The sequence below is a fragment of the Escherichia sp. E14S1 genome (assembly GCF_004211995.1).
In the GTDB taxonomy this organism is placed as follows: domain Bacteria; phylum Pseudomonadota; class Gammaproteobacteria; order Enterobacterales; family Enterobacteriaceae; genus Escherichia.
Genome location: NZ_RHJQ01000008.1, coordinates 85,001 through 98,990 on the forward strand (window position 1 = coordinate 85,001; position 13,990 = coordinate 98,990).

Below are 13,990 nucleotides of genomic sequence, written 5' to 3' on the forward strand. Positions count from 1 at the left end.
GAATAACCAGAAAGGTTAATACGCGTTATACGGCGCGAAAGGCAATCTCGCCAGGGATGACTTCGCCCTGCCAGTAGAGCTGGGCTGCAACACGGTCTGCCAGCTGGCGGTAGATAGCGGTAAATTCGCTCTCCGGACGGCTGATAACCGTTGGCGTGCCTTTATCGAGATCTTCACGTAAGGAGATGTGTAAAGGCATCTGCCCCAGCAGTTGCGTGTGGTATTTCTCTGCCAGTTTCTCTGCGCCGCCAGTGCCGAAAATCGGCTCGTGGTGACCACAGTTACTGCAAATATGTACACTCATGTTCTCGACAATACCGAGCACCGGAACTTCGACCTTTTCAAACATCACGATGCCTTTTTTGGCATCAATCAACGCGATATCCTGCGGCGTTGTTACCACTACTGCACCCGTCACCGGAATGTTCTGCGCCAGCGTCAGCTGAATGTCACCGGTTCCTGGCGGCATGTCGAGTACCAGATAGTCGAGATCCGGCCACAAGGTTTCCTGCAACATTTGCATTAAGGCCTTGCTCGCCATTGGGCCGCGCCACACCATCGCGTTATCGTCAGTGACCAGATAACCAATTGAATTGGTTGCCAGGCCATGAGACATAATCGGTGCCATGTGAGTACCATCCGGCGAGGTTGGACGCTGATTTTCCGCCCCCAGCATGGTTGGGATTGATGGGCCGTAGATATCGGCATCCAGAATACCCACTTTCGCCCCTTCTGCCGCCAGTGCCAGCGCCAGGTTTACCGCCGTGGAGGATTTACCCACGCCGCCCTTACCGGAACTGACTGCAATAATGTTCTTCACGCCATTAATACCCGGCTGATTCTTCACGCGTTTCAGAGTGGCGATGTTATGCGACAATTTCCAGTCGATAGCTTTCGCCCCGGTGATACGCAGCAATTCGGCGCTACATTGCTCTTTTAACTCTTCAAACGCACTATGCCAGACAAACGGCATAACCAGTTCCACATGCAACGTGTCGTCCATCCAGGCAACATGGTGCAACGCTTTTAGCGTAGTGAGGTTATGCTTGAGGGTTGGGTGCTGAAAATTGGCCAGTGTCCCGGCGACCATTGCGCGCAGGGCTTCTGGTGATTTGGCCTGGGATTGTTCGTTCATCCCGACTCCTTATTTATAAAGATAACTTATCGCTATTAGTTTACCTGAAGTTAACAGCTAAGTACTTACCTAATAATGCATCATAAGATGCTTGCACAGGACTTACGTAACCATGCCCCATTTGGTACTATCTAAGCCCTTTTCACTACAAAGAAGTAATGCCTACTATGACTCAAGTCGCGAAGAAAATTCTGGTAACGTGCGCACTGCCGTACGCCAACGGCTCAATCCACCTCGGCCATATGCTGGAGCACATCCAGGCTGATGTCTGGGTCCGTTACCAGCGAATGCGCGGCCACGAGGTCAACTTCATCTGCGCCGACGATGCCCACGGTACGCCAATCATGCTGAAAGCCCAGCAGCTTGGTATCACACCGGAGCAGATGATTGGCGAAATGAGTCAGGAGCATCAGACTGATTTCGCAGGCTTTAACATCAGCTATGACAACTATCACTCGACGCACAGCGAAGAGAACCGCCAGCTGTCAGAACTTATCTACTCTCGCCTGAAAGAAAACGGTTTTATTAAAAACCGCACCATCTCTCAGCTGTACGATCCGGAAAAAGGCATGTTCCTGCCGGACCGTTTTGTAAAAGGCACCTGCCCGAAATGTAAATCACCGGATCAATACGGCGATAACTGCGAAGTCTGCGGCGCAACATATAGCCCGACTGAATTGATCGAACCGAAATCGGTGGTTTCTGGCGCTACGCCGGTAATGCGTGATTCTGAACACTTCTTCTTTGATCTGCCCTCTTTCAGCGAAATGTTGCAGGCATGGACCCGCAGCGGCGCATTGCAGGAGCAGGTGGCAAACAAAATGCAGGAGTGGTTTGAATCCGGCCTGCAACAATGGGATATCTCTCGCGATGCGCCTTACTTCGGTTTTGAAATTCCGAACGCACCGGGCAAATACTTCTACGTCTGGCTGGACGCGCCGATTGGCTACATGGGTTCCTTCAAGAATCTGTGCGACAAACGCGGCGATACCGTAAGCTTCGATGAATACTGGAAGAAAGACTCCACCGCCGAGCTGTACCACTTCATCGGTAAAGATATCGTTTACTTCCACAGCCTGTTCTGGCCAGCCATGCTGGAAGGCAGCAACTTCCGTAAGCCGACCAACCTGTTTGTTCACGGCTATGTGACGGTGAACGGCGCGAAGATGTCCAAGTCTCGCGGCACCTTTATTAAAGCCAGCACCTGGCTGAATCATTTTGACGCTGACAGCCTGCGTTACTACTACACGGCAAAACTCTCTTCGCGCATTGATGATATCGACCTGAATCTGGAAGATTTTGTTCAGCGTGTGAATGCCGATATCGTGAACAAAGTGGTTAACCTGGCATCCCGTAACGCTGGCTTTATCAACAAGCGTTTTGACGGTGTGCTGGCAAGCGAACTGGCTGACCCGCAGCTGTATAAAACCTTCACTGATGCCGCTGAAGTGATTGGTGAAGCGTGGGAAAGCCGCGAATTTGGTAAAGCAGTGCGCGAAATCATGGCGCTGGCTGACCTGGCTAACCGCTATGTCGATGAACAGGCTCCGTGGGTAGTCGCAAAACAGGAAGGTCGCGATGCTGACCTGCAGGCGATTTGCTCAATGGGCATTAACCTGTTCCGTGTGCTGATGACATATCTGAAGCCGGTTCTGCCGAAACTGACTGAACGTGCAGAAGCATTCCTGAATACGGAACTGACCTGGGATGGTATCCAGCAACCGCTGCTGGGCCATAAAGTGAATCCGTTCAAGGCGCTGTATAACCGCATCGACATGAAACAGGTTGAAGCACTGGTGGAAGCATCCAAAGAGGAAGTAAAAGCCACTGCTGCACCAGTTACTGGCCCGCTGGCAGACGATCCGATTCAGGAAACCATCACCTTTGACGACTTCGCCAAAGTTGACCTGCGCGTGGCGCTGATTGAAAACGCAGAGTTTGTTGAAGGTTCTGACAAACTGCTGCGCCTGACGCTGGATCTCGGCGGCGAAAAACGTAATGTCTTCTCCGGCATTCGTTCTGCTTACCCGGATCCGCAGGCACTGATCGGGCGTCACACCATTATGGTGGCCAACCTGGCACCACGTAAAATGCGCTTTGGTATCTCAGAAGGCATGGTAATGGCTGCTGGTCCTGGCGGGAAAGATATCTTCCTGTTAAGCCCGGATGCTGGTGCTAAACCAGGCCATCAGGTGAAATAATCCCCCTTCAAGGCGCTGCATCGACAGCGCCTTTTCTTTATAAATTCCTAAAGTTGTTTTCTTGCGATTTTGTCTCTCTCTAACCCGCATAAATACTGGTAGCATCTGCATTCAACTGGATAAAATTACAGGGATGCAGAATGAGACACTTTATCTATCAGGACGAAAAATCACATAAATTTTGGGCGGTGGAGCAGCAAGGCAACGAGTTGCATATCAGTTGGGGCAAAGTCGGCACCAACGGGCAAAGCCAGGTAAAAAGTTTTGCTGATGCTGCTGCGGCGGCAAAAGCGGAACAGAAGCTGATCGCAGAGAAAACGAAAAAAGGCTATGTGGAAGGCGATTCGGCAAACGTATATATCCCTCCAGTCACCAAAGCCACTCCTGAAGTTAAAACTCCCCCTGTGAGTCAAAATAAACGCCCATGGCTGGCTGATGATGCAGTCATTCCGGTAACTGACGATATTAATCGATTTGCTTTTCCTCATCGCCGCAGGCCAAGAGAAATTAATTATCCGCGCAATAAAGGAGAGATATGGAAGCGTATTGCAGATAACACCAATGCATATGATTTAAAACAATACTACAGTTCTTATCCGGAAAACTGGAAGCAGGCGTTTGCCGAATTACAGTTGCGAATCCGGGATAATCTACAGACAGGGAGTGCGCAGTCTGACGCAGCATTACTCTGGCACTTTAGGAACTCTTACTCTGCAGATGAACTGGTCGATGACTTAGTCATTCGCTGTGGTCTGGAAAGTGCCGTTGAAATTGCCCTTCTCGCTCTTCAACTAAAATATAAATCAGTAAAAGGCGTCGTCACGACCATTATTCCTCCAGCTCACGAAGCAGAATCACTACCGAATTGGCACCAACGACTTTGTCATCATCTTTCACTCGCCTCAGAAGATGAGTGGCAACGCTGTGTAGATAAAGTACTCACCGCCATTCCAACGCTATCCCCGGCACGGCAACCTTTTGCGGCGTTACTGCTCCCTGAACGCCCAGATATTGCCAATGCTATGGCTCTACGCTATGCAGACCAAAACGTTCCGGCGATGACCTGGTTAAGACTGGTGGTAACCGATGACGCCGCTCTGACTACAGCAGAAAAATACGATTCCCCACCGTTATATCGTGATTTTCGCGCTTATCTGGCAATGTTGCTGGCAAATAATGGGGTGCGCGGTGTAAGTCGGATACTTCTTGAGTTAACAGAAGACCATTCTGACAATCCCACTTATCTCTTCGAGCGCATCAGCGAGACTGAAGATCTTGTCAAATGGCTATGGAAAACGAATCACCCGGATGCGATTCAAATTCTGATCCTCGGTGTAATTGGCAAGAAAAAGCACCTGGAATACTTAAGCAAAGCCTGTCAAAAGCATCCCGCTGCGGCTATTGCGGCTTATGCTACTTTGCTGGCAATACATGAAGATGCACAGTGGCGTAACGCACTTGTCAAACTGATTACCGCCACGCCAGAGTTAGTATGCGACGTCATTCCCTGGGTTAATGCTAAGGCGGCAGGCATCTTATCTGAATGTCGTCCTCAGTCAGTAGCTGAAGAATGTGAATATGCCACTGCGGATATGTTGCCACAATTGCTTGTTTCGCCCCCCTGGATGACCAAAGAGAAAAAGAAAAATACGCCGGGGTTTGATCTTCCTGTGCTCCCAGTTCCTTCTGTTTCGGATATCACTCCCGAGATTGCCAAAAGACTAACCCGTACATACCTTGTCACCCGCTTCCAGCAAATAGCCCAACAGCAGGCAACAAAACAAACATTGTTTACTGACCTGCCGCCGATGGAAAAAGCAAGCTGGGAGACTCACTTAGTCCCCCTTACGCCAGAACAGCAAATTCTGTGGCATCTTGGTTTTGACAAATGGCGGGAGAGCGGAGAAAAAACATACGAAAAAATTCCGGCGCTACAAAGTGCCGTTGATGCCCTGCTACGCTTCGATTTTCCAGCACTCAATGCTGAATTTGCGCAATACCATAACAGTGCTTACAAAAGCTGGAATCTCATTGCCCTCTGTTATCTACCTGGTCAACAGGCCATTTCTTTTCTTAACCAGATAGTCAAAGAAGATAACTACTCTGGTGAGGGAAATATTCTGGCAATTTTTGGTAGTGCCGCCATTCCTGCATTTATGACCTGCCTGCAACGTGATCCACGACGCCTGTGCTTCTTCACCTTTTTCCTTGGTGTCAATGACCTGGCCTTACCGATGGCGCAACAGCTACAGAAAAAAATGTCTTATGAAGATGCGCGAAACTGGCTAACTGATTACCCACGCCATGCCGCCGCCGGGCTACTGCCTGTGGCACTGGGCAAACAGGGAAAAGATCGTGATTGTGCTCGCCAGGCGCTCCGCCTGCTAGTGAAATTAAACCAGCGAGAAACGATTGAGGAAATCGCCCAGGGGTATAACCAACCTGATGTTTTAGCTACGCTGGCAACATTATTTGATAGCGACCCGCTGGAAGAATATCCCGCAAAAATCGCCCCACTGCCCGGCTTTTATCAGTTCACCTTATGGCGCAGACCTCGGCTTAAAAGTAACAACCTGCCTCTGCCAGATGACGCTATGCGCCACCTCGGCACAATGTTGAGCTTTCCACGCGACATTACCTCCTACGCTGGGCTGGCGATCATCAAAGAGACCTTCACCCGCGAATCACTGGCTGACTTTGGCTGGGATCTGTATACCGCCTGGACGGAGGCTGGCGCTCCCGCAAAAGAAAACTGGGCATTTACTTCGCTTGGGATTTTAGGCAATGACGACACCGCGCGTAAATTAACCCCGCTTATCCGTGCCTGGCCTGGGGAATCCCAGCATAAACGGGCGGTTTACGGGCTGGATGTGTTAGCCAGTATCGGTAGCGACATTGCGCTAATGTTGCTTAATGGCATTGCGCAAAAGATTAAATTCGTTGCATTACAGGAACATGCCCGCGAGAAAATCAACATAGTTGCTGAAAACCGTGGGCTGACTATGGCTGAACTGGAAGACCGCCTGGCACCGGATTTAGGGCTTGATATCAACGGCTCGCTGATACTGGATTTCGGCCCCCGCAAATTCACCATTGGTTTTGACGAAACCTTAAAACCTGTAGTGCGCGATGCAAACGGCAACGTCCTGAAAGATTTACCCAAACCAATTCAGAGCGATGATAAAACACTGGCAACTGACGCCGTTAACCTCTTTAAACAATTGAAGAAAGATGTGCGCGCCATTGCCAGCCAGCAGATTGATCGTCTGGAGCAGGCTATGTGCCAGCGCAGACGCTGGACGGCAGAGCAGTTCCGCCTGTTTCTGGTGGAGCATCCGCTGGTACGTCACTTAACCCGACGGCTGTTATGGGGGGTATATAGCGATGAAAACGCCCTTATGACATGTTTCCGCGTGGCAGAAGACAGCACTTACAGCGATGCGCAGGATGAGCTATTCACGCTGCCAGCAGGAAACATCGGTATTCCGCATGTGCTGGAAATCTCCCCTGAATCCGCCGCTGCATTCAGGCAAATATACATTGATTACGAACTGCTTCCCCCTTTCCAACAGCTTGATCGTGGTTGTTACCACCTTGCGGATAACGAGCGTGATGCCCATGAATTGTCACGCTGGGACGGACGTCTCTGCCAGGCCGGACGCATTGTCGGGCTGGAACGCAGAGGCTGGCAACGTCTGGAAGAAAGCGGCAGCATCTATGCGATGCGCAAATCTACCCCTTATGGCGCTCTCGAACTTGAAACAGAACCTTTTTCATTAATTTATGGCGAAACGGGGTATAGCGACCTGCTGCCTGTCGAAAGCGTAAAAATCACTGCCCCTTATGATCGCTATGGTAAACAATCCTCACCCACTTTCTCCGTGCTCGACGACATCACCGCCAGCGAGCTAATTAACGACATCGAATCACTGTTTGATTAAAAGGATTTAGCAATGAAAACCTATATTTATCAGGACGAAAAATCACATAAATTCTGGGCGGTGGAGCAGCAGGGAAACGAGCTGCATATTAGCTGGGGTAAAGTCGGCACCAACGGGCAAAGTCAGGTAAAAAGCTTTGCTGATGCTGCGGCGGCGGAAAAAGCGGAACTGAAGCTGATTGCGGAGAAGGTGAAGAAGGGATATGTAGAGCAAGTAGACTCTAACGCTCACTCACATGACGCCTCAGCAAAGAAAATCCTCGTCACAGAGGAAAAAACCTTAATAAATCATCAGGCTGCGACTAACGGTTTACCATGGCTGGCAGACAACGATCCCATTATTCTTCCCCCGAATATTGCCCGCTATGCACTCAGCCACCGCCTTTGGCCTGGGGAACCAGTAAAAGAACCGACCAAACCCGAGAAACAAAATTTAATTTCCCGGCTGGCAAATCGTACTTATCACTATTATAAAAATCTGACTTTCGATTACAGCTCATGCTCTGATGAATGGGCTGATGCGATTAACCAGGCAATTAGCTTAATTAATGCTCAAAAGCTGGAGGTACCTGCACGTGCTATGGCGGTGCTGACCTTACTGGAAATTTGTTTTTGTCAGAGCTGGAATGATGAAACCTCATCCGAGTTGCTGGATGAAATTGTAAGTACGTTCGGTATTGAATACGCGACTGAAACAGTCATCTTCTGGTGGCAAATTGATTTCGATTTTGACTATAAAGATGAACATTTAACTTTCTTTATTAATCATGCAGATAACAGCAAGGACAGTTATAGAAGGAATAGAGACAAGTTTAGTTTCCGTCTACGTAAACATTTATCGCTGGCTGATGAGGAAGTCTGGAATAACTGTATTGCAAAATTACTCGTTGCGTTACCAGATATATCACTCTATCGCCAGCCGTTAATTGCCATTTTAATGCCAGAAATACCCGAAGTGGCCCATGAGATCGTACACCGATTGCACCAGGTCGCAGATGTTCCACAACTGGAAATGTTGAAACTGGTTGCGACAGATGCCTTCACGCTCGAAATACTGGAAAACTATCAACATATTGATGTATTTAACATCTATGGTACCAGTTGGTCAGCTACAGTATTACGGGAACAAGGCATAGCGGCATTAGCTCGCCTGGTTCCCTATGCTCAACATGACAGTTGCGGCGATGTACTTACATGGGTCAATCATCCCCTGGCTGTTTCTGCCCTTATAGAAGCCGCCGATAATAATAAACGTTGTTATGAACGACTGATAAAAAGTGCCGAAAATTTTCCTTCTGCCACAATAGCAGCATTAGCCGAAGCATTAGTAAAAAAAGATGATAAACGCAAACATACATTGCTGGTTTCATTACTCAATGCAAATCCTTTATTGGCCGAAAAATTAGTCATGAGGTTATCGCCATACGCTGCGGACTTAGTGCAACAATGCCAGCAATTGCTGAATAGTCGCAATGAAGATTTTGCAAACTCAGAAATGCTACCAATGATATTAGTCTCGCCGCCCTGGGCAACGCCAAATAAAAATAACGACAACAGTCCTATGGGTAAATACCCGGCGAAAATACCCGCTTTGCCGTTGTTTTATCAACCCTCATTATGGACACGCCCGAAACTCAAAAATAGCAGCAAGGTACTTCCAGATAACGCCCTCCTCCACCTCGGTGAAATGCTCCGCTTCCCTCAGGAAGAGGCGCTGTATCCGGGATTATTGCAGGTGAAAGACGCCTGCACCGCCGACTCACTGGCGGGATTTTCCTGGGATATGTTTACCGCCTGGCAAGCCGCTGGCTCACCGTCGAAAGAGAGCTGGGCGTTCACTGCGTTAGGTGTTCTCGGCAACGATGACACCGCCCGCAGACTGACGCCATTAATCCGCGCCTGGCCTGGCGAATCCCAGCACAAACGCGCCACCGTTGGGTTGGATATTCTCGCAGCTATCGGCAGCGATATCGCCCTGATGCAGCTTAACGGCATCGCCCAGAAACTGAAATTCAAAGCATTACAGGAGCGGGCAAAAGAGAAAATTGCCGATATTGCCGAGAGCCGCGAGCTCACGGTCGCGGAGCTTGAAGATCGCTTAGCGCCCGATCTCGGTCTGGATGATAACGGTTCGCTGCTGCTGGATTTTGGCCCACGTCAGTTCACCGTCAGCTTTGATGAAACCTTAAAACCGTTTGTGCGCGATGTTTCCGGCAGCCGCCTGAAAGACTTACCTAAACCGAACAAAAGCGATGATGAAACGCGGGCGAACGAGACAGTTAACCGCTATAAGCTGCTGAAAAAAGACGCGCGTACCGTTGCTGCCCAGCAGGTGGCAAGGCTGGAATCCGCCATGTGCCTGCGCCGCCGCTGGTCGGCTGAAAACTTTCAGCTCTTCCTGGTTGAGCATCCACTGGTACGCCACTTAACCCGGCGTCTGATTTGGGGCGTTTATAGCACCGACAACCAGCTACTGGCTTGCTTTCGCGTGGCTGAAGATAACAGCTACAGCACCGCTGACGATGACCTTTTCACTTTGCCGGAAGGCGATATCTCTATTGGTATTCCTCACATTCTGGAGATATCACCGACGGATGCCGCCGCCTTTGGGCAGCTTTTTGCCGACTATGAACTGTTACCGCCGTTCCGCCAGCTTGACCGTAACAGTTACGCGCTGACAGAAGCCGAGCGCGATGCCAGCGAACTGACCCGCTGGGCAGGCAGAAAATGCCCGAGTGGTCGGGTCATGGGGCTGGCGAACAAAGGCTGGATAAAGGGCGAGCCGCAGGATGCTGGCTGGATCGGCTGGATGATCAAACCTCTGGGCCGCTGGTCGTTAATCATGGAAATCGATGAAGGTTTTGCGGTAGGCATGTCACCAGCCGAACTCAGTGCGGAGCAACTCTTAAGCAAACTGTGGCTATGGGATGGAAAAGCAGAGAATTATGGCTGGGGAAGTAATTCAACTCAGGAAGCGCAGTTCTCCGTACTCGATGACATCACCGCCAGCGAGTTCATTAACGATATTGAAGCTCTGTTTGAATAAGGAAAGCACATGAGCAAGGAACTACCGTGGCTGGCGGATAACGCACAACTGGAACTGAAATATAAAAAAGGCAAAACACCACTCAGCCATCGTCGCTGGCCGGGAGAACCGGTGCCTGTTATCACTGAAAGCCTCATCCAGACACTGGGTGATGAACTTCTGCTACGTGGAGGCAGCAAAGAAAATATTAACTGGCAATATGAGCACTGTTCAGCTGAGTGGCACGCCCCCATCAGACAAGCGATCGCGCTGCTCGGCGAGCATAAGCCGTCAGTATCTCCCTTTACAATGGCGGCACTTATCTGTATCGCAAACAATGACAGTGAGCAGTTGCTGGATGAAATCGTCCAAAAAGAAGGGCTGGAATATGCGACGGATGTGGTGATAGCCCATCAGAGTATTGCGCAGGGCTACCGTACTGATCCATCAATAGTGCATTTAATGACGGTGACTGATGACCAGAGTTATGGCTATCGCTCAGAAACCTATAACGAATTCGATCTGCGACTGCGTAAACACCTTTCCCTGGCGGAAGAAAGCTGCTGGCAACGTTGCGCGGATAAACTCATTGCCGCACTGCCAGGAATACCCAAAGTTCGCCGTCCTTTTATTGCGCTGGTGTTGCCGGAAAAACCAGAAATTGCTAATGAACTCGTAAGTGTTGAAAGCCAGTGGACTCATTTTCATTCTAAGGAATGGTTAAAAGTCGTAGCGACTGACCCTAAAGCGATAACGAAACTTGAACGTTTCTGGGTCCTGGACATCTTTTGCGATCGCGAAGCCAGCTACATGTCGCATGAAAACCGCTTCGGCTACGCGGCCTGCGCCGCCCTTTTGCGCGAACAAGGATTGGCAGCCGTTCCGCGCCTCGCGATGTATGCGCATAAAGAAGATTGCGGCAGCTTGCTGGTGCAAATTAACCATCCGCAGGTCATCCGCACTTTGCTACTAGTTGCCGATAAAAATAAACCCAGCCTGCAACGTGTTGCTAAATTTAGTAAAAATTTCCCCCATGCAACACTCGCCGCACTGGCAGAACTGCTGGCGTTAAAAGAACCACCTGCGCGCCCTGGTTATCCCACCATCGAAGACAAAAAGCTGCCTGCACAGCAAAAAGCTCGAGATGAATTCTGGCATACGCTGTTACAAACGCTGATGGCATCGCTGCCACAACTGGCAGAAGACGTCATGCCATGGTTAAGTATTCAAGCCCGGACAGTGCTGAATAGTTATTTATCGGCACAGCCCAAACCGGTTATTGATAGCACCGATAACAGCAATCTGCCTGAAATCCTCGTTTCACCACCGTGGCGTGGGAGGAAGAAAAAGACTTCCATAACTCACTTTTCGCTGCCTGATCTTACGCTTGCACCGCAAACGTACAGGTCGCCGAATAAACACTGGACGCCGGAACAGCAAGCTGCAATTGACCATTTTAGCGCCATGTCTTTTGACGAACGTCTTGCTAACAGAGGGGCGGATACCTTCTTGCGGGAATTAGGTTTTGACGTTCATAGCCTGAAATTTAATAAGTGTCTTCTTAAAGGACAGTTGGATGCCTTTGATGCTCAGCAACTGCAAGAATACACATCAATAGGACTATTGCGTACTTATCACGCGCATCAGGCCAAATCTAAACAGTACCGGGAAGAAGCCACCAAATCATTACTTGCACAAGATAGCATTGCATTGATGGGAGGGTGGCGAACTTTTCAGCACGGATTTTACTATGGTAATGAAAAGCGTTGGGGGATTTGGAATCTGTACCTTATCGCGCAGATGCCGCGCGAAATGACGGTATCGTGCTGGCAACAAATTGTTGAGGCTGATTTTCATTACACCGGGGTGGAATATCTGTTAAGTGTGCTGGGTACCGATGCTTTGCCTGGATTAAACACCGCCTTTGCACGACATCCAAAAGAGATATTTCCGCTGCTGATTCATTTCGGCGCAACAGAACTGGCGCTGCCCGTTGCCCGCGTCTGGCACCGTTTTGCGGGCCAGCGTAATCTGGCACGCCAGTGGATTTTACAATGGCCAGAGCATACGGCTACTGCACTCATCCCTCTTGTCTTCACCAAATCCAGCGACAACAGTGAAGCCGCATTACTTGCCCTGCGTTTACTTTACGAACAAGGATATGGCGAATTGCTGCAAACCGTGGCAAACCGCTGGCAGCGTACAGATGTATGGCCTGCCCTGGAGCAATTACTTAGACAGAGTCCAATAGAGATTTACCCGGCACGCATTCCAAAAGCTCCTGATTTCTGGCATCCGACAATGTGGTCCAGGCCACGACTTATCAAGAATAATCAGCCTGTTACTAATGACGCTCTGGAAATTATCGGCGAAATGCTGCGCTTTACCCAGGGTGGACGTTTTTATAGCGGGCTGGAACAACTGAAAACGTTCTGCCAGCCGCAAACGCTGGCCACTTTTGCCTGGGATCTCTTCACCGCATGGCAACAAGCGGGCGCCCCCGCAAAAGACAACTGGGCATTTCTGACGTTAAGTCTCTTTGGCGACGAAAGCACGGCACGAGATCTGACGACACAGATCCTCGCCTGGCCACAGGAAGGCAAATCTGCCCGTGCTATCAGTGGTCTGAATATACTTACCCTGATGAATAATGATATGGCGCTGATACAGCTACATCATATATCACAACGGGCGAAATCCCGCCCCTTACGTGATAACGCGGCGGAGTTCCTTCAGGTGGTCGCAGAAAATCGCGGGCTAAGCCAGGAAGAGTTAGCGGACAGATTAGTCCCATCACTGGGCCTTGATGATCCGCAGGCGTTGATTTTTGATTTTGGTCCCCGGCAGTTTACCGTTCGCTTCGATGAAAACCTCAACCCAGTTATCTACGATCAACAAAACGTTCGCCAGAAAAGTGTTCCCCGGTTGCGCGCCGATGACGACCAACTAAAAGCATCCGATGCACTGGCCCGACTAAAAGGACTAAAAAAAGATGCCACTCAGGTGAGCAAAAACCTGCTCCCACGTCTTGAAACGGCACTACGTACTACCCGACGCTGGTCGCTGACAGATTTTCATTCTCTCTTTGTTAATCATCCATTTACTCGCCTGGTTACCCAGCGACTGATATGGGGCGTTTATCTGGCAAATGAACCGCGTCGTTTACTCAACGCCTTTCGTGTGGCCGCAGAGGGGGAATTCTGCAATGCACAAGATGAGCCAATTGACCTGCCTGCCGATGCTCTGATTGGCATTGCCCACCCGTTAGAAATGACAGCAGAAATGCGCAGTGAATTTGCACAGCTTTTTGCCGATTACGAAATTATGCCGCCTTTTCGCCAGTTGGCGCGGCGCACGGTACTGCTCACACCTGACGAGTCAACCAGTAACAGCCTGACTCGCTGGGAAGGTAAATCCGCTACCGTTGGGCAACTTATGGGAATGCGATACAAAGGCTGGGAGTCAGGCTATGAGGACGCATTTGTCTATGACCTGGGCGCGTACCGGCTGGTCCTTAAGTTTTCACCCGGTTTTAACCACTACAATGTTGATAGCAAAGCGCTGATGAGCTTCCATTCTCTTCGGGTGTACCGTGACAATAAATCCGTCACTTTTGCCGAACTTGATGTGTTTGATTTGAGTGAGGCGTTAAGCGCACCCGACGTCATTTTCCATTAAAACACAGCGGG

The 13,990-nt window shown here is 49.9% G+C and carries 4 protein-coding genes and 2 pseudogenes; 5 read left to right on the forward strand and 1 reads right to left on the reverse strand.

Annotated features, from left to right (window positions below):
• Positions 1-25: 25 nt before the first annotated feature.
• Positions 26-1,135: an iron-sulfur cluster carrier protein ApbC gene (gene apbC, locus D9734_RS09380; RefSeq protein WP_130207002.1), complete on the reverse strand. Its 1,110-nt coding sequence runs from the start codon at positions 1,133-1,135 to the stop codon at positions 26-28.
• Positions 1,136-1,302: 167 nt separating this feature from the next.
• Here apbC and metG point away from each other — a divergent pair, with 167 nt between their 5' ends.
• The 5 genes and pseudogenes from metG (at position 1,303) to D9734_RS09400 (ending at position 13,979) form a co-directional block, all read left to right on the forward strand.
• Positions 1,303-3,336 (forward strand): methionine--tRNA ligase, encoded by a 2,034-nt coding sequence (metG, locus tag D9734_RS09385; RefSeq protein WP_130207004.1) that lies wholly within the window; start codon positions 1,303-1,305, stop codon positions 3,334-3,336.
• 140 nt (positions 3,337-3,476) lie between these two features.
• Positions 3,477-3,668 (forward strand): annotated as a pseudogene (locus D9734_RS23790) (WGR domain-containing protein); the annotation flags it as partial.
• Positions 3,669-6,200: 2,532 nt separating this feature from the next.
• Positions 6,201-7,277: pseudogene (locus tag D9734_RS23795) on the forward strand (DUF4132 domain-containing protein); the annotation flags it as partial.
• Between the two features lie 12 nt (positions 7,278-7,289).
• Positions 7,290-10,322, forward strand: a complete 3,033-nt coding sequence (locus tag D9734_RS09395) for a WGR and DUF4132 domain-containing protein (protein ID WP_130207008.1) — start codon at positions 7,290-7,292, stop codon at positions 10,320-10,322.
• Between the two features lie 9 nt (positions 10,323-10,331).
• Positions 10,332-13,979, forward strand: coding sequence for a DUF4132 domain-containing protein (locus D9734_RS09400; RefSeq protein ID WP_130207010.1), 3,648 nt, complete (start codon positions 10,332-10,334; stop codon positions 13,977-13,979).
• The last annotated feature ends 11 nt before the right edge of the window (positions 13,980-13,990 follow it).